The organism is Desulfosporosinus sp. HMP52 (genome assembly GCF_000765145.1).
Classification (GTDB): Bacteria; Bacillota; Desulfitobacteriia; order Desulfitobacteriales; family Desulfitobacteriaceae; genus Desulfosporosinus.
Map to the genome: position 1 here is coordinate 1 of NZ_JMGA01000020.1, position 20,214 is coordinate 20,214.

The 20,214-nt window shown below is 39.7% G+C and carries 24 protein-coding genes and 1 riboswitch; of the genes, 13 read left to right on the forward strand and 11 right to left on the reverse strand.

Annotation, left to right across the window (positions count from 1 at the left end; genetic code table 11):
• Positions 1 to 132: 132 nt before the first annotated feature.
• Positions 133 to 2,382 carry a DEAD/DEAH box helicase gene (locus DP73_RS08545; protein ID WP_034598860.1) on the reverse strand — a complete coding sequence of 750 codons (2,250 nt, stop codon included), beginning with the start codon at positions 2,380 to 2,382 and terminating at the stop codon, positions 133 to 135.
• 137 nt (positions 2,383 to 2,519) lie between these two features.
• On the opposite strand from DP73_RS08545, the gene DP73_RS08550 reads away from it, so the two are divergent.
• The gene (locus tag DP73_RS08550; protein ID WP_034598861.1) at positions 2,520 to 3,377 is read left to right on the forward strand and encodes a hypothetical protein; all 858 of its coding nucleotides are present in this window, start codon (positions 2,520 to 2,522) and stop codon (positions 3,375 to 3,377) included.
• On the opposite strand, the gene DP73_RS08555 is transcribed toward DP73_RS08550, so the two are convergent.
• Positions 3,374 to 4,048: a Crp/Fnr family transcriptional regulator gene (locus DP73_RS08555; RefSeq protein ID WP_034598862.1), complete on the reverse strand. Its 675-nt coding sequence runs from the start codon at positions 4,046 to 4,048 to the stop codon at positions 3,374 to 3,376. The genes DP73_RS08550 and DP73_RS08555 overlap by 4 nt on opposite strands.
• 211 nt (positions 4,049 to 4,259) lie before the next feature.
• Entirely contained in the window at positions 4,260 to 4,544 is a 285-nt protein-coding gene (locus tag DP73_RS08560) for a late competence development ComFB family protein (protein ID WP_034598863.1), read from the reverse strand.
• 446 nt (positions 4,545 to 4,990) lie between these two features.
• Between DP73_RS08560 and DP73_RS08565 the strand changes: the two genes are divergently transcribed.
• Together DP73_RS08565 and DP73_RS08570 are read left to right on the forward strand one after the other, a co-directional pair.
• On the forward strand, positions 4,991 to 5,470 hold the full coding sequence (locus tag DP73_RS08565) for an HD domain-containing protein (RefSeq protein ID WP_034598864.1): 480 nt from the start codon (positions 4,991 to 4,993) through the stop codon (positions 5,468 to 5,470).
• Between the two features lie 223 nt (positions 5,471 to 5,693).
• The gene (locus DP73_RS08570; protein WP_014903533.1) at positions 5,694 to 5,999 is read left to right on the forward strand and encodes a zinc-ribbon domain containing protein; all 306 of its coding nucleotides are present in this window, start codon (positions 5,694 to 5,696) and stop codon (positions 5,997 to 5,999) included.
• 295 nt (positions 6,000 to 6,294) lie between these two features.
• On the opposite strand, the gene DP73_RS23400 is transcribed toward DP73_RS08570, so the two are convergent.
• Entirely contained in the window at positions 6,295 to 6,450 is a 156-nt protein-coding gene (locus DP73_RS23400) for a hypothetical protein (RefSeq protein ID WP_165574396.1), read from the reverse strand.
• 124 nt (positions 6,451 to 6,574) lie between these two features.
• Here DP73_RS23400 and DP73_RS08575 point away from each other — a divergent pair, with 124 nt between their 5' ends.
• Positions 6,575 to 7,243 (forward strand): hypothetical protein, encoded by a 669-nt coding sequence (locus DP73_RS08575; RefSeq protein ID WP_242865727.1) that lies wholly within the window; start codon positions 6,575 to 6,577, stop codon positions 7,241 to 7,243.
• Positions 7,244 to 7,349: 106 nt separating this feature from the next.
• Here DP73_RS08575 and DP73_RS08580 read toward each other — a convergent pair whose 3' ends face one another.
• From DP73_RS08580 to DP73_RS08595, 4 genes are read right to left on the reverse strand one after another with little or no spacing between them, the layout of a single operon-like run.
• Positions 7,350 to 8,105: an ABC transporter ATP-binding protein gene (locus tag DP73_RS08580; RefSeq protein ID WP_034598868.1), complete on the reverse strand. Its 756-nt coding sequence runs from the start codon at positions 8,103 to 8,105 to the stop codon at positions 7,350 to 7,352.
• Positions 8,106 to 8,115: 10 nt separating this feature from the next.
• On the reverse strand, positions 8,116 to 9,111 hold the full coding sequence (locus tag DP73_RS08585) for an ABC transporter substrate-binding protein (protein WP_034598869.1): 996 nt from the start codon (positions 9,109 to 9,111) through the stop codon (positions 8,116 to 8,118).
• A 45-nt stretch (positions 9,112 to 9,156) separates the two neighbouring features.
• The gene (locus DP73_RS08590; RefSeq protein WP_034598871.1) at positions 9,157 to 9,933 is read right to left on the reverse strand and encodes an ABC transporter permease; all 777 of its coding nucleotides are present in this window, start codon (positions 9,931 to 9,933) and stop codon (positions 9,157 to 9,159) included.
• Positions 9,934 to 10,227, reverse strand: coding sequence for a thiamine-binding protein (locus DP73_RS08595; RefSeq protein WP_014903526.1), 294 nt, complete (start codon positions 10,225 to 10,227; stop codon positions 9,934 to 9,936).
• Positions 10,228 to 10,287: 60 nt separating this feature from the next.
• A riboswitch (TPP riboswitch) is annotated at positions 10,288 to 10,390 on the reverse strand.
• Positions 10,391 to 10,591: 201 nt separating this feature from the next.
• On the opposite strand from DP73_RS08595, the gene DP73_RS08600 reads away from it, so the two are divergent.
• The 4 genes from DP73_RS08600 to DP73_RS08615 all read left to right on the forward strand — a co-directional run bounded on the left by DP73_RS08600 (position 10,592) and on the right by DP73_RS08615 (position 14,208).
• A complete protein-coding gene (locus tag DP73_RS08600; RefSeq protein ID WP_034598872.1) occupies positions 10,592 to 10,858 on the forward strand; it encodes a FeoA family protein in 267 nt (88 codons plus the stop codon).
• Positions 10,859 to 11,021: 163 nt separating this feature from the next.
• The gene (gene feoB, locus DP73_RS08605) at positions 11,022 to 13,109 is read left to right on the forward strand and encodes a ferrous iron transport protein B (protein ID WP_034598874.1); all 2,088 of its coding nucleotides are present in this window, start codon (positions 11,022 to 11,024) and stop codon (positions 13,107 to 13,109) included.
• A gap of 27 nt (positions 13,110 to 13,136) precedes the next feature.
• Positions 13,137 to 13,430, forward strand: a complete 294-nt coding sequence (locus DP73_RS08610) for a winged helix-turn-helix domain-containing protein (protein WP_034598875.1) — start codon at positions 13,137 to 13,139, stop codon at positions 13,428 to 13,430.
• Between the two features lie 193 nt (positions 13,431 to 13,623).
• The gene (locus DP73_RS08615) at positions 13,624 to 14,208 is read left to right on the forward strand and encodes a TetR/AcrR family transcriptional regulator (protein ID WP_034598876.1); all 585 of its coding nucleotides are present in this window, start codon (positions 13,624 to 13,626) and stop codon (positions 14,206 to 14,208) included.
• Between the two features lie 137 nt (positions 14,209 to 14,345).
• Here the strand turns inward: DP73_RS08615 and DP73_RS08620 are convergent, their stop codons facing one another.
• Both DP73_RS08620 and DP73_RS08625 read right to left on the reverse strand, forming a co-directional pair.
• Positions 14,346 to 15,539, reverse strand: a complete 1,194-nt coding sequence (locus tag DP73_RS08620; RefSeq protein WP_034598878.1) for an MFS transporter — start codon at positions 15,537 to 15,539, stop codon at positions 14,346 to 14,348.
• Entirely contained in the window at positions 15,536 to 15,901 is a 366-nt protein-coding gene (locus tag DP73_RS08625; RefSeq protein ID WP_034598879.1) for a PadR family transcriptional regulator, read from the reverse strand. Before DP73_RS08625 ends, DP73_RS08620 begins: the two co-directional genes overlap by 4 nt.
• A 230-nt stretch (positions 15,902 to 16,131) precedes the next feature.
• Between DP73_RS08625 and ubiE the strand changes: the two genes are divergently transcribed.
• The 5 genes from ubiE to DP73_RS23405 all read left to right on the forward strand — a co-directional run bounded on the left by ubiE (position 16,132) and on the right by DP73_RS23405 (position 18,820).
• Positions 16,132 to 16,848 carry a bifunctional demethylmenaquinone methyltransferase/2-methoxy-6-polyprenyl-1,4-benzoquinol methylase UbiE gene (ubiE, locus tag DP73_RS08630; RefSeq protein WP_034598881.1) on the forward strand — a complete coding sequence of 239 codons (717 nt, stop codon included), beginning with the start codon at positions 16,132 to 16,134 and terminating at the stop codon, positions 16,846 to 16,848.
• An 87-nt stretch (positions 16,849 to 16,935) separates the two neighbouring features.
• Positions 16,936 to 17,358, forward strand: coding sequence for a CBS domain-containing protein (locus DP73_RS08635; protein WP_034598882.1), 423 nt, complete (start codon positions 16,936 to 16,938; stop codon positions 17,356 to 17,358).
• Between the two features lie 135 nt (positions 17,359 to 17,493).
• Positions 17,494 to 17,883, forward strand: a complete 390-nt coding sequence (locus tag DP73_RS08640; RefSeq protein ID WP_034598883.1) for a thioesterase family protein — start codon at positions 17,494 to 17,496, stop codon at positions 17,881 to 17,883.
• Between the two features lies 1 nt (position 17,884).
• Positions 17,885 to 18,499 (forward strand): YigZ family protein, encoded by a 615-nt coding sequence (locus DP73_RS08645; protein WP_034598884.1) that lies wholly within the window; start codon positions 17,885 to 17,887, stop codon positions 18,497 to 18,499.
• A gap of 174 nt (positions 18,500 to 18,673) precedes the next feature.
• Positions 18,674 to 18,820, forward strand: a complete 147-nt coding sequence (locus tag DP73_RS23405; RefSeq protein ID WP_014903515.1) for a hypothetical protein — start codon at positions 18,674 to 18,676, stop codon at positions 18,818 to 18,820.
• A gap of 97 nt (positions 18,821 to 18,917) precedes the next feature.
• Here DP73_RS23405 and DP73_RS08650 read toward each other — a convergent pair whose 3' ends face one another.
• Positions 18,918 to 19,967 (reverse strand): diguanylate cyclase, encoded by a 1,050-nt coding sequence (locus DP73_RS08650; protein ID WP_034598885.1) that lies wholly within the window; start codon positions 19,965 to 19,967, stop codon positions 18,918 to 18,920.
• Positions 19,968 to 20,214: the final 247 nt, after the last annotated feature.

Genomic DNA, 20,214 nt, shown 5'->3' on the forward strand with positions numbered 1-20,214 from the left:
GTTTGAGGTTTCAGAGTAACACTTGACATATGAGTTATTTTTGAAATACCTCCGATAGGGTTACGGTGGATAAAACGAAGAACGGGAAAAGCTCTCAGCTTTTCCCGTTCTTCGTTTTATAGTATAGTTTTTTTAGAGTTCCATTATTGCAGCTTCATCCCGGTCTAGCTTCTCCATGCATACCTTCAACCGGGTACGCAGGGCAGAGTCACTTACAGCATCTCTCATCTGCCGCATTAGGTCAATAGTGCGTCTAAAAACACTGATGATATCCCCTTCGTCCAGGTTGCACATAGCCTGTACTTCAACAAACGTACTGCCTTGGCTCCACGCGTGGGTAATTCCGGCCACACGAGGATCAAATCTAATGGAATCTTGTCCACAGATACTTTGAATATACTCAGCAATTTCTTTAACTGGATTTGCATCAAAGACGCTTGTTTTTTGAAACATATCATTTTTTCGAGCTTCAAAATCAACGCTGGAAAGTAATGCATTTAGTTGATCATCATCTAACTGTGTAAAAATATCTGAATATATTAGTTCGGTTACTAAAAGTTCTTGAACATAAATACGACTAGCGCAGGTTCCTCGAGGCAATAATTCATCACCTCTTAAGTAGCCAATCTGCCTGAGGTGGTTTTTCTTAGATTCAAATTCCTGAAGAAAAGCGTTTTCTTCAGGAAGGGCTGCCAAGGCATTTTGAAGTTCCTGTTGCTGCTGCTTAATCGTCAAGTAAGATTTACTTTGAGCAAAACAGTTTTCCTGATGCTGTGGCGCACAATTTTTCGGAGTTTGAGAGAGAAGTTTCTCCCAGGTGCGTATCTTGCGAGCCATCTCTCTTCCGTATACACGTGATTGCTTGCGAGGTCCTAAAGATTTATAGACTTTTTTTAGCTTCTCTAACTCTTTTCGCTTTGGATGGTGTTTTAGCGGACAGTTAAAGGAGCCAACCTCTCCGCAAATATGCTGATGAGTTCCTTCAAGCTTTTGCTGAATCTGGGCTAATTCTAGATTAAGCCTCTCTGAACTCAGCTTGTAGCTGTAGGATGAAAAACTCTTTTGGAAATAGATTTCTATTTGTGCCTGAGATAATGTCGCAGTTAGATTAAGGACAGTATTGTAGGTAAGTCTAAATTGACTGGTTAGAGGTTCTAGGCGATTTAACTGGAATTTTGGCGGTGGGCTTTTCTCCATATATGCCAGATCAACTAAGGCAAAGGAGTAACCTTTTTCATCCAGACCACGACGTCCTGCCCGGCCGGACATCTGAAAAAATTCATGATTGGCAAGAGGCCGAAAATTCCTGCCATCGTATTTATTTAATGAATCGAAACAGACGGCTTTGACGGGGTAGTTTATCCCCACGCTGAATGTTTCTGTGCAGTAGAGAACCTTAATAAGTCTTTCCAGAAATAGTTCTTCAACGATAACTTTTTGAGAGGGCAGTAATCCGGCGTGATGATAGGCAATACCCTTTGAACATAAACGTTTAAGTTGACGGGTTGATGATGACCACTCAAACTCGGAACCAAAGAGATGAATAAACTTTTCTTCGACAATCTTTCGTTCAGCAGGTTTCAGATAATTAGCGATATTAGCTAATTCCATTGCTTTTATAGCACATTGTCTTCGGCTAAACACAAAAAATAGTGCAGGGAGATGATGGCGTTGTATGGTTCGAATAAGGTCTAAGTGGGTCGTAGAGCCAAAGGGGTTTTCGTCATTTGTTCGATCTTTAAGTTTCCGGCGGTAGTAGCGCCATAGTTGATCGTAATCGACAAGGCCGGTGTCTTTTGTATAGTAAAAGTACTCTAAGGGTACAACCCGATTATGTTCTTCAATAAGAGCAACCTCTTCGTGGCGAATGGATTCAATCCAGTCCACGAGATGTTTGGCATTGGCAATTGTAGCGCTTAAGCCAAGTATCTTCATTTTTGGAGGGGCTAAAATAATTGATTCTTCCCATACCGTCCCACGCTCTTCGTCATTCAGCCAGTGAATTTCATCAAACACAATGTGAGACACAAATTCTAAGGATGGATCTTCAGTAATAACTTGATTGCGAAATACTTCTGTCGTCATGATTAGTAGAGGAGCATTAGGATTGAGAACAACATCTCCTGTCATTATCCCTACAGCTTCTTCTCCAAACATTTTTTTAAAGTCCCTAAACTTTTGATTGCTGAGTGCTTTGATTGGTGCGGTATAGATTACTCTTAAATGTTCTTTCATGGCCTTTTCTATTAAATAATCCGCAACAAGGGTTTTCCCAGTACCAGTAGGTGCAGCAACAATGACTGATTTGCCAGCATCAATGGCATCAAGAGCCTCTTCTTGAAAAGGGTCCAGGCTCATCTCGTGATAAGTGCGCTTCGACATTTTAGTCAGCTCGTTTCTGATATGTTTTACTAATTTTAACAAAGCAATGAATAATGGTCAAATTTATACAGGCATGGTCTGAATTAGTGGTTGAATCCATAGGATGAAACTAGAGACAAGGCTAGGGGGGATCAGACATGTCTTCAATAAGATTAGAGATTGAAAAGGCTATGGGACTCAAGTTTCCAGAGCGAAATGGAGAAGTAGTCGTACGGTTTGAGGAATCTGTAGAAATTCCCCAACCAGCTGAAACACTTATGAGGGGTCTATATCGCGATCCTGATCGAGTTCGCCAAGGTTTTAAATTATTACATCAAGAAACTGGTTCGATTATTGAAATTCTTATGCCCAAGCGATCACGTTTGCGTGAATGGGCAGATTCCCTTCCGGAGCGCCCAAAAGAAGCAGAATCCTTCTTGCGAGAAACTGCGGAGCAACTCCTGTTAAAAGAACAACGTCTAGTCCAAGCTGAACGTGATTTAGTTGGACAATTGCAAGAAAGTGGATTGGAAGATGTATATCCAATCCCACTTTCGGCGTTTGGAATATGTAATTATCGAGATCCTTCGGTTAAATTGTTTTTAAAACCTTTAGGACGATTTGCGGAGCTAAATGAGATCAATCCGGAAACATTGCGGCAAGCTGTTAGAGTACACTTCTTATTCTTGCTTTTATTAGTGGCTGGAATTGACTTGGATGGCCAAGTGTATGCGAGGGGCAGTGAAGATAAAGTTATTCATTGGTTAACAAGTGTCTATACTATGCGCTATCTGAGGAACCAATCAACAGAAATGTCCCATTGTTATCAAGAATGGGTCAATGCCTGGGGAGGAAAACTCCCCAATCAAAGTTTGCTTAATGACCGAGAGTGCGAAAAAACTCGTGCAGCTATGGTCTTTTGGCGGCGTCAACCTAATGTAAGCTGGGATGAATGCTGGCGGATCATATGCCAATTCGAGCGACCGATGAGTACAAACTCAATGGTGTTTAATTAGGGCCAGTCAGCAAGTTCATGGGGTTTTAGAATTTCTAAGCGACCATCAACCAGTTTTAAAATCCCTGCCCGCTTCCAACCATTAATTGCTCGATTGACACATTCTCGTGATGTTCCAATCATGCTAGCTAAGTCCTTGTGGGTCATCGAAGCATCAACAAAAATTGGTCTTCCCGTTGTAACTGCAGGTCGTGCTAAGCGAAGGAGAAGGGCCGCAAGTATTCCGGTGGTTGAACGATTTGTCAAAATCCTTATAAATTCTTGAGCAAGTCTTAATCTTCGGCTGAGGGTACGTATAAGAGCCACGGATAGAGCTGGGTTAGCTTCTAATAATCGAGGCATTATTTCATTGTTTAAAACCAGTAAGGTACTGTCTTTAATTACTTCAGCAGTTGCTGCATATGAACCAGACTCTAGTAGCAAAACCTCAGCAAAGCATTCATAGGGGCCACACCAATCAATTATTTGCTTCTCGCCGGTTTGAGTGGATCGACTAAGTTTAACTTGCCCGGTAAGAACAAAGTAAACTGATGATCCAATCTCGCCTTCGACAAATAATATCTGACCCCGACGGTAACGTCGTTCTATAAGATTGGGGAGAAGCGGTGCGATATCCTGAGAGCTTAAAGACGAAAATAGGGAAAAACGGTTAAGGTCTTCAGAGTTAAGCATTAATTCACCTCATTTCAAAATTGAGGTCTTTCTGCAATTCACAAATCAAATAAAACACATACAATAAGTGTAAGGAGGATTGGAAATGGCAGAAATTGAATGGACTCCGGTGCGCATAAAGTCGGTAATTGATGATTCTTTTAGGGTATTTACCATATTTGTATTGGTAGTTCTATCTGTGATAACTGTGATTAATGCTGAGTAAGCTATATTATTTTATTTGATCATGCTGATGAGATGGTGTAGCACTTACTTGTTGGGCTGCACGCACTACCTCAGCCATAATTCGTGCTTGGTCAGGAGATGTTTGGGACTCTAACTGAGTCAATATTTCTCCTCGCGAAGAAACATAATAGCGTGCCGGCAGTCGATTTAAAGCCAATGCCATAATATCAGCCTGACAACGCTCGCATGAGCAACCTAGAGTATTATTGCCGAGATATTTTTTAAGCGCCTGTTGGACAACTATTTCTGTATGGTTTTTAAGCTCAAGCATAGGTGGGGTCATCTCCTTTGATCATTCTGGTTATGTCCAATAATAATGGTTAATCCTCAAAAGAACAAGTAGATAATATCAGATATAATAATGATTACTAGCCATTAGGTTAAGGAAATATTAAAATAAAACATCAATTTTAAAGTGATGCCCTTAAGTTTATTCATAGATAATAGTTTACTATTGCAGTTAACTTACAACGTATTAAAATACTTAATCCAATTATTTATTTAAATTTTACTCACAAGTTCTTGCCAAAGCGATTGGTCTCATACCTTAGACGCCAAATTGTAATACATTAGGGGGAAGAGAGCCTATTATATTCCTAATGAAGTTGCGTTAATAGGCAGTTGAAGATAAAATTAAGCGCAGGGGTTAGAAGAGACAATTGGGGCGATGACACTTATTTCTTTTTTTTGTAAAGAAGATTTAAAGGAGCAGAAGTTATGAATTGGCAATTTATTAATGATTTGCAGGACATCTACTCTTTATTGGATGAAATAGGTGCACAGACGGCTGAACGGGATTATCCTATTTTGTGGGAAAAGATACATGCTACAAGTTGTGCTCAAATTGGGCGTATGTTAGCGGAAAAAAGAGGTGTAGATGTGGAGTGGGCTGCCTTAGCCTGTGCTTTGCATGATATTGGTAGGTGGTTCTCGGGACGTCAGAATGAGCATGCCCCAAAAGGTGAAGAGCCAGTAAGGGCTTTTCTTACTCAAAGAGGTGAAACAAAGGAAACCAAAGAGCTCATTATTAAGGCTGTCATTAATCATTCTAAGAAGGAGGAAATTGGATCACCACTTGAGGAGATCGTTAAAGATGCAGACATATTAGATTGTCATTGGCATGGGGAAGATATGACTAAACCCTTTCATATTGCCAGACTAAGAAAGGCCTTGGAGGATTTGAATATTCAAACCTAATCAAATCTTTATCTATTAAGTTTTAATATTACAATTTAAAGAAAGATAATAAATTGTAGCAAATTTTGGTTGATAATCCGCACACCCTCTGCTATACTGACCGTGTGCTTGTTAAAACTTGGGCCTAACTTAAATTGGAATCCAGAGTTCTGACCTTATTTGGTGCACGGATGATAATTTGTAGGATCCAACATACAAGAACACCAAATAAGGAGGAGTTATTATGGCTCAAGACAAATACCTAATATGCCGCGATTGCAGTCAAGAATTTGTATTTTCAGCAGGTGAACAAGATTTCTATGCTGAAAAAGGTTTTGAAAATGAACCAACACGTTGTCCTGCTTGCCGTCAGGCACGCAAACAACAATCAGGTGGTGGCGGTAGAGGTAATTTCGGAAGTCGTCCACAACGTGAAATGTTTCCAGCAGTCTGCGCAAGCTGCGGTGTACAAACGGAAGTTCCATTTCAACCATCGGGTGAAAAACCAGTGTACTGCCGTGATTGTTTCCAATCTATGCGTCGTTACTAAAATGATGAATAACAAGAGGCCAGGGATTTATCCCTGGCCTTTTGTAATATAAACTATAATTGACTTGATGTGTTTGGTCTAATGGGATTAGAAATAGTTACAAAGAAGATGTGACTGATCAACTTTAAACCATTTTCTTATAAACGGACATTAATGCCATATTATGGGGTTTCAGTTGATATATTAGAAGATAGAAGACAGTTAGCTGACTGGGCTAGTAAGCTTTATTGGTATTTAGAAATAGCAAAAGAAAAACAGATAACGAAGATCACAAAGTGAAGAGTAATGGTATAGTCTAATCTAATATTTCTAGATCATCAGGGCTTTTATCCTTTGTGAAAATCACATCATCTTTGCTTTTTCCAGTTGTATTAGGTTCAGGAGAAGTTTTAGAAGTAGGGTTAGATGAATTTACATTTCCATGCTCAGAGAGCTTGTTAAACTTTGTCATAATTTGAGTCCCTCCTTATTATTGAAATATTAGTAGATATAACTATAGTGCACTATAATAAGTATGATAATTGTCTGTTAGAATTATGTATTTATCTTTAAGGCAGAAGGCTATGGTGATAATAATGGTTCAAAGGATTATAAGGTTATTTTTAGGTTTATTCTTGTTTGCAGTTGGCATTGTGTTGACAATTAATGCCAATCTGGGGTTGGCTCCATGGGATGTTTTTCATCAAGGAATAGTCCATCTTACAGGTATTACGATGGGGCAAGCTAGCATTGGAGTAGGAATTATTCTAGTAATCATCAATGCGGCCTTAGGAGAGAGGGTAGGGTGGGGATCTCTTGGCAATATGCTGTTTATTGGATTGTTTATGGATTTGATAATGTTAAATTATCTTATTCCGATAGCAAATGACCTTGTTTCTGGCCTTATCATGATGTTTTTAGGCATGTTTATTGTAGGAGTTGCCAGTTATTTCTACATCGGAGCAGGATTAGGTTCCGGTCCACGTGATGGTTTAATGATTGCTTTAACTAAAAAGACCAATAGATCGGTGAGGTTTGTCAGAAATTCTATAGAAATCAGCGCTCTTATTGTAGGATACCTATTAGGTGGCTTCGTAGGAGTAGGAACGTTGATTATGTCTGTTGTCCTTGGCTATATCATTCAGTTTATCTTTAAGCTCTTTAGATTTAATGTGAAGCAAGTGCAACATAGATTTATTGATGATGATGTTAGGTTTCTTAGACAGAAGCTCTTAAAGACTAAACCCACTAATGAAACTGTCTGAAGAGATAGTTCTTAATATAGACCAAATTAATTTAAAAAACCAAAGGCGTTTGGTCATATTGATCAAAGCCTTTGGTTTTTTAGGTTAATGGGTTAGGGGTATGAGTTTACTTGATGAGTAAATTCAATAACTCTTTTTTAAGGTCTAATGATGCACTTGAAAGTAGTACATCGGGATTACGTGGTTGAGGAAAGGGGACAATCAATTCTTGTAGAACAGACGCCGGTTGTTGACTCAAAACAATTATTTTATCGGAAAGAAGTATAGCCTCGTCAATATCATGGGTTATGAACAAAACTGTATGGCGTGTTTGGTTCCAGATAGATGACAGCCAGCGTTGTATTTCTTGGCGGGTTAAGGCATCTAGGGCTCCAAAAGGTTCATCAAGCAGCAAAGTTTTTTTGCCAAATAGAATTGTTCTCAACAAAGCACCCCGTTGACGCATCCCACCTGATAATTGATGGGGGTAATGGTTTGTGAAGGATGCTAGTCCGAATTGATTTAACCATTTATGAGCTTCCTCTAGCGCATTATGTTTGTCTTGATGCTGTATCTCGCATCCCAGCAGAACATTTTCTAGAAGAGTACGCCAGGGTAAAAGTAAATCCTTTTGAGGCATGTAACCGATATTCCCAGAAAGGCCATTAATCAAGGAGCTGTCCAGCATGATTTGGCCACAATCGGGGCTTTCTATACCTGCTATAAGATTACATATTGTACTTTTTCCACATCCCGAAGGACCAATCAATGAAACAAATGAACCAGTCTCTATCTCAAAACTTAGAGAATTAATGATCCTCATTTGACGATCAAGATGTGGGTTATAATATGATTTCGAAAGGCCTTGAAGAGTAAGTCCCATCTTCTTCCCCCTAAGAATTAGGTAGAAAATCGTTAGTGTAGGCTTTGGCGGGATCGATCATTTGTGGCAATAAATCTCTCTCGACAAGCCACTTTGCATAACTTTCCCAAACCTGAATTTTCTGTTCTCCCCAACGAGTAGCGTCTGCCTGATATTGAGGACTGAGCCATGCTTGGCTTTTGCGAATAAGCTCAGGATTTGCTTCAGGTGCATTCTTTATTAGGATTTCGGCAGATTCGGCAGGATTCTTAATGGCAAACTGATACCCAGCGCTTACAGCTTTCATAAATTTCCTTGCGAGCTCCGGTTGAGATTTTATGGTAGCCTCGTTAGTAATTACAACAGGGGTATAAAAATCTAGAGCAGGATCCACGTCTTTCAGCCAAAGCATGTCTAATGGTTGTTGGCGTAATTCTGCTTCTATCCCTGTCCAACCATAAAAAATCCAAGTCAAATCTATATCCTTTGTTAAGGAGGTTAGTTGATCGGCTTCACCAATATTAATCATCTTTATCTTTGAGAAATCAGCCTTATCCTTTTCCATGAGTGCTTTTAAAATAGCATCTTCAGATGGGAGGCCCCACCCACCGTAGGTCTTACCCTCGAAGTCTTTAGCATTATGGATGTTTTTCATGGTTGGAGATGCAAAACCGGAGGTGTTATGTTGAATTATTGCCGCTAAAGAGACAATTGGAACCTCATTAGCTCGCGCTGTGGTAACTTGTTCTTGTTGACTAATTCCAAACTCTGATTTGCCTGCAGCAACTAGCTGCTCAACATTTCCGGAACTGGAAGGTTCCAGGATTTTGACAACTAGCCCTTCCTCTGCAAAGTACCCCTTGTCTTTTGCTACAAAGATACCCGTATGATTTGTATTAGGAGTCCAATCGAGGATAAGAGTTACCTCAGTAGTTGATTCTGCTTTAGAGGAATCAGTTGTTGAAGGATTTGCACTGCATCCCAACAGTAAAAGAGAGATTATTAATAAAGAAAGTAATTTTTTCATATCGAAGTCCTTTCCAATAAATTCTAGCTTGAAGAAAAATACCTGCTAGTTAAGATTATCATCCGGATCTTTAGCGATCCAGGGCAAGGCAATTCGAGCAAGAGCAGAGATAAGTGTAAAGTAAACAAAACTTAGTAGGGTAATGGTGAAAATTGCTGCAAATACACGATCTGTCAAAAACGAATGGGACGAACGGGTCAGGTATACCCCTAAACCGGAGCTAGAGCCAAGCCACTCCCCAATAACAGCTCCCATGACGCTGTAAGTTGCGGCAATTTTAAGGCCTGAGAAAAATGAAGGCAGGGCATGAGGCCAGCGAACGATGTAAAAGACTTGCCAACGGGTGGCCCCCATACTTTTCAAGAGATTAAGTAGGTCCCGATCAGTCAATTCTAATCCTTCAATAAGGCTAATCGTGATTGGAAAAAAACAAACTATAATAATGATAATAATTTTGGGGGTGAGGCCATATCCCAGCCAAAGAATTAGAAGGGGGGCTATGGCTATCAGTGGAACCGTCTGAGATATAATCAAAAACGGATAAATAAGTCGTTTAATCCAAGGGGATAAAACCATAATACCAGCGGTTATTAGACTGAAGATAACGGCGAGAAGGAACCCAACAGTTGTTTCCAGTAATGTCGTTAGAGTATGCATCCATAAGAGTTGGCGTGTTTCCCATAGGGCTTGAGCGATTTGGAAAGGTGTGGGAAGAATCCAAAGGGGGATTTGAGCGGTGATAGTAAGGAACTGCCACATCCCGAGAAGAAAGAGGAAGAATAGCAGTGAAGGAATTCTATCTTTCCACTTCTTTTTGATCATCTATTTGGTGCGGTACTTATCAATTTTTTCGCCTATTGTAGAGCCTGTAGGGACGTAATCCATCTTAATATAGGACATTACTCTGGATGCACCAGCCCGAATGCAAGCTTCTTGAGCCTCTTTAATAATTGCCCAGAGTTGGTCAGGTTCCCCTTCCATAGTAGTTTCCATTGGGCCAACTTCGTAAGTAACTCCACTCTTTGCAATTACTTTAATGGCCTCGTCCACAACTTCATAGATTCGTGATTCCTCGACTTTGGGAACAACTTGTAGAGCCATAATAATATTTGCCATAATCTTTCCTCCCTTGTAATTTGGTTAGAATATAAAAAAACACCGCAAATAATAATGCGGCGTGTTCTTATCTCTGCTCCCTACGCTGGCATTACCCAGATCAGGTTAAGGGTCGGACAATAGTCCCTCTCAGCCAGTAACCCCAGCTCCCCTGTTACCATATAATACTACTTTAATTATATCATGTCTTTGCGCGTTGATGCAATGGTCTGTAGGTTGTTAGGGACCGCCCTATGCAATCGAATTTTTATTATTGACAGGGTTTTAAATGAATAGTATTCTGTAAATGAAGTGAGATGTATTCTCAGTTATATTTTCAAGTAGGCCTGAGAATGGTTATCGTTTTGATAAAGGGGGGGAACTAATGGAACGCTTTTTACAGGATGTAAAACCTGGGGAATGGGCGCGTGTTGAGCATATTGAAGGCGGAGGTGCTTTGCGCCGGAGAATGATGGATATGGGAATTGTCCCGGGAGTAGAAATAGAAGTTGTACGTTGTGCTCCATTTGGTGGCCCGCTTCAGATTCGTTTGAAAGGATATTACTTAGCTATGCGCCGTGGGGAATGTGCTAAGATAATAGTTTCTGTACCTGAGCAAAGTCTTCTGGAACCATCGTTAGCAAGTCGTTAGCCTAGTTCTACCAAAATTGCCTGGATTAAGAATCTGTATCAGGTTCTGATATTTAACCTGTATTAATATCAATTGTTAATAAAATCGCATTATTCTTATTGTGTGTATAGAGGTGCCGCTAGGACATAATTTTTGTGTTGCATGGAGAGGAGGCGGTGGAGTCATGAAAATAGCTCTTATGGGTAATCCTAATGTTGGTAAGAGCACAGTTTTTAATGCTTTGACTGGATCAAATCAACAAGTAGGAAATTGGGCGGGAAAAACTGTAGAACGAAAATCAGGAGTAATTCAGAGAGCCAATGAACAAATTGAACTGATTGATCTTCCGGGTACTTATAGTCTGACCGCATATTCTCAGGAAGAGATTGTTACACGTGAGTATATTCTGCGCGAAAAACCAGATGTTGTTATGGCTTTGGTTGATGCTTCAAATATTGAACGAAACCTTTACTTAGTTCTTCAGATTCTTGAGCTAGCCCCAAGAGTTGTAATCGGTTTAAACATGATGGATTTAGCTAAATCTGCAGGCATAAAAATCCTTTCTAATAGATTAGCCCAGGTCTTAAATGTGCCTGTTGTTGAAATTGTTGCTGCCAAAGGACAAGGAGTCGAAGAATTCTTGTCTGAGGCAATCCGAGTGGGAAACCTCAAAAAAGATCCTTTAAGGGATGAGGTTCCTTATCCAGAGGAACTTGAAAGACGGATTCAAGCAATGGAACATTTATTAGCGGATACAATCTGGGCGACAAAGTATCCCTTGCGTTGGTTGGCTATTAAACGTTTAGAACGGGATTCGGAAATTGGACAGACCTGGAGGAGTATACCTCAGAACTCCAAAAGGTCGAAGAATAATGATTCCTGCTGTGACTCAGGAGATTCTATAAAATACGTACTGCAAGATACGGACACCTTGCCTGGAGAAGATTTGCTCCAGGCTTATGAAGTTGAAGGGTGGAGCAAAGACAAATTTGAAATGACCGTAGCGGATGCCAAGTACCAATATATTTCTAAGATCCTGCCAGAATTCAGGATAAACGAGGGCCCGATAAAACGTACTTGGACGGATAGACTTGATGAATGGATATTATCTCCGATATGGGGTTATCCAATTATGTTGATAATATTGTCTGTAGTATTTTGGTTTTCCTTTGTTGCCAGTGCACCTTTAGGTGGTGCTGTTTCAGATGGAATGGCTTGGGCCGCAGATATGATTGTAGGTCTGATGCAGAAGGTGCAGATTCCTGTTGCTATTCAAAGCTTAGTGCGAGATGGAATTTTCGCTGGTGTTGGTGCTGTTCTTGCTTTTGTTCCTCAAATTGCAATATTCTTTGCTTTTTTCTCTTTAATGCAAGATAGTGGCTATTTAGCACGGGCCGCATTTTTAGGAGATCGGTTTATGCAGCTCATGGGACTACATGGAAAATCATTTTTCTCCTTGGTGTCCGGGTTTGGCTGTAATGTACCGGGCATTATGGCTACAAGAACTTTAGAAGATCCTAAAGATCGCTTGATTACCATGTTAATTAACCCATTGATTCCTTGTGTTCCGCGCTTAGGTGTAATGAGTGCTGTTGTGGCAGCCTTTTTTCCAGGATCTCTGGGTGCCGTTATTATGATTAGTCTTTTATCTTTAAGCATGATTCTGGTCATGTTCTCAGCAATCTTATTAAGAAGAGTCGTTAAACAAAGGGAACGCTCAGCCTTTGTTATGGAACTCCCTTTATATCACATTCCTACTCTGCGCAATATTTTATTGCCTACCTGGCAAAAAACTTATTCCTTCCTAAGAAGGGCGTGGACGTTCATTTTAGTTGCTTCGATTGTTGTTTGGGTCTTAAGTTCCTATCCCCAGGGAGTCCCTATGGATGAGACATGGGCAGGTAAGATGGGAGGATGGCTTACCTTTATTGGACAACCCTTGGGATTTGACTGGAGGATTATGGTAGCTATTGTGTTTGGCTTTACCGCTAAAGAAACAACTCTCTCTACCTTAGGAATTCTATATGGTGTTGCTGCAGATGCTTCCCAGTCGATTGCTCAAGCTATGACCGGAGCTATGACTCCGTTAGGAGCATATACTTTTTTAGTTGTCTATATGTTATATATCCCTTGTCTGGCTTCTGTTGTAACGACCTATAAAGAATCCCATAGTATTGGTTGGACAAGTTTCGGCGTTGTCTATAACCTTTTGCTTAGTTTTATAGTGGGTTGGCTTATTCTCCATGTCGGACTGTTTCTTGGCATCCAGTGATTAGAAAACCCTGGGGAGTGAATCGGATTGCTTACAGATATTTTGAAAGTTTTGTCTCGTAAAGAAGCTACCTTATCAATGTCACAGCTTGCTCTTGAGGTAGGCTATTCGTTAAAGGAAATTGAAAGCGCTTTAGAACAGATGGAACACATGGGATATATTTGTCGAGAAATCTTTGGCCAAGCATGCAGCCCGAGTTGTGGAATGAATCGCTGCAGTGGGCACTGTGAAAATTGTGGCTTCCATTCACCAGAAACATTTACTTTTTGGGGACTGACTGAGAAAGGCCAGACAATGCTAAATCAAGTTTACGGTAAGTGAACTTGTTCCGCTAAAGTTGAACTCCGAGACTTCTCGGGGGGGATAGCCCTACTAAAGCAGAATAAGGACATCTACTTACAAGAAGTGGATGTTTCGGAAGATGATGTTGGAAAAAATATATGATATGATATAAAGTGGATAGAATAATTTATCTACACTATTGATGGTCTGGATGAAGGGAGTTTATGATTTGATGATTAAGCCCCGTGAGGAGAAATATCATGCTATTCTGGATGCGGCCACGGAGGCTTTTGCGGAATACGGCTATTTTACTTGCCAAGTATCTAAAATTGCCAAACTGGCTGGAGTAGCAGACGGAACTATTTATTTATATTTTAAGAATAAAGAAGATATCCTGGTTAGCCTTTTTTCGGATCGCATGGGGAATTTTATTCGTGAGATCCAACAATCAATAGCGCAATGTACGACAACTAAAGAACGCTTATTTTGTATAATTCGGACTCATCTTAAATACATGCAGGAAAATCGATCTTTGGCAATAGTTACGCAGATTGAGTTAAGACAATCTGACCCAAAAATTCGAGAAGCTATTTCAGGGCCTTTAAGAGAGTATTTTCATTTAATTGAACAAGTTCTTAATGAAGGAGTTCAGAAAGAAGAAATAACTTTAGCGGATATAAAAGTGGGTCGGCAGATGTTCTTCGGAACTCTGGATGCAGCCATTAGTGACTGGGTAAGTTCAAGGAAGCCTCGTCCTTTAGAAGGAATTGAAGAACTAATATATGAGCTTATGAGGAGAGCTTTCTATATCAAATAAATGAATTCTAGGGAATTTGAACAGAAACTTTATATAAAAAAATCAAAAACACCCGGAAGAGCCCTGTCACTTATACCAAATTAGGATATAAGTGACAGGGCTCTTCCTACAATTAATAGATGACACTAGATTAATAATTATCGTGCGGCGATTCGTTGCGACTTTGCCGCAGGTCGATTTCTCATAAATAATGCGGTAAGTCCGGCAAGAAGTGGGAGTAAGAACAATATCGAAATTGAGGTTGATAGGCCGTAAAGATCTCCTATTCTCCCTATGGGTATTACCAGAAGGCCCCCTACCCCTCCTGCGAATCCCATCGTCAACCCGGCGGCTAAAGACTTATTATTGGGAATGGCTTCTTGAGCTGCAACTACAGTTACGGAAAAACTGGATAACAAGCAGGCACCGGCGAGAGCTAGCAAAACAACGCTCAAAGTGCCATTTGTATAAAGGAAACCGTAAAAGCATGGTGTAGCTAGAACCAGAGAACCGATCGTTAAAGGTTTTCTGCCAAATCGATCCGATATATACCCCCCTAAAATCCCTCCAATTGCTCCAGCAAAGAGCATTATAAAGACTAAATGACTGGAGGTTATAGAGGAAAGATGTTGTTCGTGGAAATATAGGGGGAGAATGGTTAATAAACCGGTATAGGCTAGTGCACGGATGGCAATGACACTAGTAATTGCTAAAAGTTCTTTGCGAGCTTTCAGTAACGAAAGCCATACCTCGGCCAGAGTAGGTGGCGTAGTTCCCCCACGAAGTACATGATTAGTTGGGGCGAAAAAGTATAATAACAGTGCGACAATAATACCTGGAATAATCGTATAAATTGTCGCACTAAGACCATAGTTCTGAAATAGGGGAACCAGTATTAGGGGGCTGAGTGCAAAACCAATGTTTCCAAAGGCGATAAATGTGGAGAGTAGAACTGCTTTACGATCACCGCTGACAACAGTTATCATTGTTGATGCTTGAGGATGAAAGGCAGCTGTTCCGAGACCGGCAAGACTGGCTAAGAGAACTAAAAGCAAATAGTTGTTGACTAAGCCGGTCAAACTGAGCATAATTGCCATCCATAGGGTTCCTACATGGACAAGCCATCGTTTACCCTGGCGGTCAAGAAAATAGCCAAAGACTGGCTGTATGAAAGAAGAACTGATAGTAAACGCTGAGACTAATATTGCTGCTTTCGTGGCGTTAAGAGCTGTTGCAGCTACTAGAAAGGGAAGCATTTGAGGTAAGTAGTTACTATACATGTCATTTAACATATGAGCTAACGAAAGTATACCAATTGTTGAATACTCAATGGACCGATTAGATTCTGTCATCTTGGATATTCCTCCTCAGACTTGTCATTAATGATTTGAGTATAGCTGTTAAGAAAATACTCCAAATTTGCTTTGCGTTGATTAATGTCTTGAGCATAATTATTGAGAGCAGCTTGTCCGGAAGGAGTGATGGAATACCATTTCCGAGGAGATCCAGACTCTGAAGTTTTCCAACTCGCTTCAACCCATTTCTTTTCCTCCATATCTTGAAGGGCACGATAAACACTGGGACTGTCAGTTAAACAAAAGGGTAATTCTTCCTGCAAGCTAGAAAGAATTTGGGCACCATAGGCAGAAGATGATTTTTCTAAAAGGAGAAGAATAAATGCATTTGTATGACGACTCTGTTTAGATTTGCTCAAATTGATGCCTCCTAACTGTTTATTACAGTATACTGTTAATCTTAGTATACTGCAATAAACACTATAATTATGGGATCATCAGCCAAATAGTTCGCTTATGAAGATTTGCCTTTGAATGAGGCAAGATAATTCCAACCAGAAGACAGTCTCTCTAGACAAATGCTTAACGGAAGGGTAGTATTTAAGAAAATGCTAATAATAACTATAAATCATTAGATAGGGAGATTATGATGGATTTTGCAGGGAAAGATAAAGCTACATATGTAAAAGAGACATTTAATTCTATTGCACCGCGATACGATTTGATGAATACCTTAATGAGCCTGGGAATGGATAAAGGGTGGCGGCGTCTTGCCGTCCAAAAGGTTGGAGCAATGCCGGGTATGAATATACTAGACGTTTGTTGCGGAACTGGTCAACTTTCCTTTGAACTAGGACAAGCTGTGGGCTCAGAAGGAAACGTGACTGGGTTAGATTTTTCTCAAAAAATGTTGGAAGTCGCCGAAAGATCCTTGCAACAAACTTCAAATTCGGCTCATATACGTTTTGTTCAAGGGAATGCAATGGAACTACCCTTCCCCGATAATTCTTTTGACGGTGTCACAGTTGGCTGGGGGTTAAGGAATTTGCCCGATTTGAGACAAGGTTTAAAAGAAATGATAAGAACGGTTAAGCCTGGAGGAAAAGTAGTATCACTTGATATGGCTAAACCATCATTATTAGGATTTAAACAAGCATATTGGTTATATTTTGAAAAACTGATTCCTTTAATGGGTAAAGTCTGGACGAGAAAAGCGAGTGCTTATCAATATTTCCATGACTCAGCACGCGAGTTCCCTGCTCAAGAAGAATTAGTTCGAATTTTTACAGAGTGTGGACTGAAGGATGCTTGTTTTACTAATTTGGCTGGTGGTGTTGTGGCAATTGTTTCAGGCAAAAAACCATAAGGACATTTTAATCTTGCATGATTCTGTATTTATTGATCATACTATCCTTGATAATTGATGAAATCTTGTTAAAAGGAAGGGATTAGTATGAAAGTTCGCGACGTTATGACTAGACAGATTGAAACAGTAGCTCCTAGTTCTTCAGTTGAAGAAATTGCACGCTTGATGAAGCGTAATGATGTGGGTTCTATTCCTGTATGTGAAGGGCAGAAAGTTTTAGGTATTATTACTGACAGAGATATTGTTCTAAAGGTTATAGCTGATGGAAAGAATGTTAGTAGTGTATCCGCTAAGGACATAATGACCTCCCAGGTTATCACAGTAACTTCTGATCAAGATGTACACGAAGCTGCTCGTATAATGGCGGATAATCAAATCAGGAGATTACCCGTTATAGAACAGGGGAGAATCGCTGGAATTGTTGCTTTAGGGGATTTGGCAGTTGAGAAAATCCATATCAATGAAGCAGGTGATGCTCTTAGTGACATTTCACGGGGAGCTCATCATTAATAATATTTAAAGGTGACTCGATTAGCATAATAAAACAGATAATAGCGTTGTGAAGAAACACAACGCTATTATCTGTTTTTGTGGTAAACTAATTGAGAAAATCGATAATCTTACAAAGAATAGGATGTGTTCGCTTTGGATTTAAAGGTTGGTAGAAAAGGACGGGCCCAGACAACTGTAAGTACCTTAAATACTGCAAAAACTATGGGGAGTGGACAGCTAGAAGTCTTTGCAACTCCGGCAATGATTGCCCTTATGGAACAAGCTGCTGTTAATGCCTTAGAGTTGCCTGAAGGACAATCAAGTGTAGGAACTTCCTTATCAATTAAACATAATGCTGCAACCCCTTTAGGTGTGAATGTTTTCGCCATCGCTGAACTTGTGGAAATAGACCGTCGAAAACTAGTTTTTACGGTCGAAGCATTTGATGATGCCGGACAGATTGGTGTTGGGAAGCACGAACGTTTTGTTATTGATGCCGATTCTTTTATAGCTAAAGCTCAAGCTCGTAATCAGGGGATGTAAAGTGAAATCCTTCAACACAATTTCTGAAATGAATACATGGGAACAAATAATTGATAAATCCCGTTTTATCGGAATTGCAGTTCCGCTGACCTCAATAAATCAATTTGACATGGCAATGAAAAATATTCGTGATAATTATCCCAACGCTCGCCATTACGTCTACGCTTATCGATTATATGAAGGCTTAATTGAGAAGTCTTCGGACGATGGAGAACCTCAAGGGACGGGGGGACGTCCCGTAATGGATATTTTACAACATGGAGATATATGGAATATATTGTTGGTTGTAGTGAGATATTTTGGCGGTGTACTGCTGGGGACTGGTGGCCTGTCCAGAGCATATGGTGGAACAGCCCGGCAGTTAATTAATGAGACCAATTTAAAGAAATTGTCACTTTATCAGGTGTACCATTTAACTCTACCCTATGAATGGTTTGAAATGATTAAGTATCAATTTGGACTGCGTAATTGGATAATTTCAAAGGAAGATTTTAGTGAGGTTGTTCAGCTACTCGTACATGTACCGGAAGTGGAGTCTCAAGCATTTACACAATGGATTAATGACTTTAGTAAAAAACAAGTGAGTTATACGGAGCAGGGTATTGCGTGGAGATGACAGATGAATTTGAACGTTTAGACTATTCCAAAGAGTTAAATTTTAAGAAAGTGATCACAATCACTTTCCTTTTTTTTATATGTTTGATATTATAATAGTGAAGATAAGAACAATTAATGCTGTTGCTTAACTTTTAGTAGACAGAAGAACAATTATTTGAGAGGGGGAGTTATTATGTTAGCTTTCATTCCTGTATTAATAATTGGTGGATTTTTAGGCGGATGTGCAGTTGTAATTGCTGCTTCGTGCTGTCAACTTGTGAAATTAACGACCAACTTACCCAAAAGTAATGGCACATTGCCCAGGGCAGTTCAAGCCTAGATAAACAACCTCAAATAAGATCAAATAAACACCCATAACGGGTGTTTTTTTTTGGTCTTATTTAAAGCATAGAATCTTATATTTCTACCTATCTGTATTATCGGTAGATACTTTGATTCCGCCCGGTAGTTTTGGCTTCATACAGAGCATGATCTGCTCTTAAGAGTACGGATGAGGGAGTATCAGAGGGGCGCCATAAAGTAGCACCGATACTCACTGTAACAGATACATAAGGAGATGTTAGATGATAGACTTTTGTATTCTCAACTACTTCCCGAATCTTTTCGCTGATAAATAGGACGATTTTTTCTGTTGCTTCGGGAATAAGAACCACGAATTCTTCTCCTCCATACCTGGCAATTAGATCTTCTTCTCGTAAATTGTTTCTAAGCTCTCGCACAATAGTTTTTAGAACTGTATCACCAAAAACATGCCCATAGCAATCATTAAATTGTTTGAAGTTATCAACATCAACCATAAGCAAGCCAAAAGTTACAGATCTTTTATGACGTTGACAAAGTGAAATATATTCATGCAAGCGTTTTTGGAAATAACGATGATTATAGACACCAGTTAAGCCGTCAGTAATTGATTCTCGTTCAACTATGGCATACAAAAGTGCATTTTCCAAGGCTGAAGTAGCATGACCAGCAACAGTTTCAAGAAATTGCATTTGCTCAGGAGTAATTTCAGGTTGTCTGATAGCATGAATATTTATGGTACCAGTCTTATGCTGAGCATTTTGAAGTGGTAAACAACATATCCATTCCCAGTTCTGCGTTCTGTTGCCAGGTGAGCAATAATGAGTAACACCTTTCGATAATACTTCAGCGAGAAAAGAGAAATCAAGATTTGGTGGAATTTTTGGAGTGATTGTACGTGAATCAAAAACTCCAATAACTTCAAACTCTTGAGTATTTTCATTGAATAAACACACGCTTGCTTGATCAATGCTAATAAGGGAAGCAATGGCGCTTATAATATTAGCAGCAATAACTTTAGGATCAAGAGATGCATTTAGCGCGCGGGCAATATCTAAAAGAACATTTGTCTGTAAACGTATTTCTTCCAGTTGGCTTTCTAATACCTGAATTCGTTCTATCAATGTAAAGTTGTTTTCTGAATCCATTTTTTGATGACTTGACATAGAAATGTGCCCCCTATAACCCGAAATCTGATGAGTATTATTAGAGGATAATTGAATTAGGACAAACTATATATACTATTCTATTTTAAATCAAATAATCCTTTGCTTATAATTCATTTCCCTAAAGAAAGTTTTTGGAAAATGTATCAAAAAGAATGCAATTCAAAGAGTAAGAAGAAGGAGAAACAGGACTTCTGTCGAATTTTTAAACAAACACTGAATTAAAATAAGGGGGGGACCCATGTTC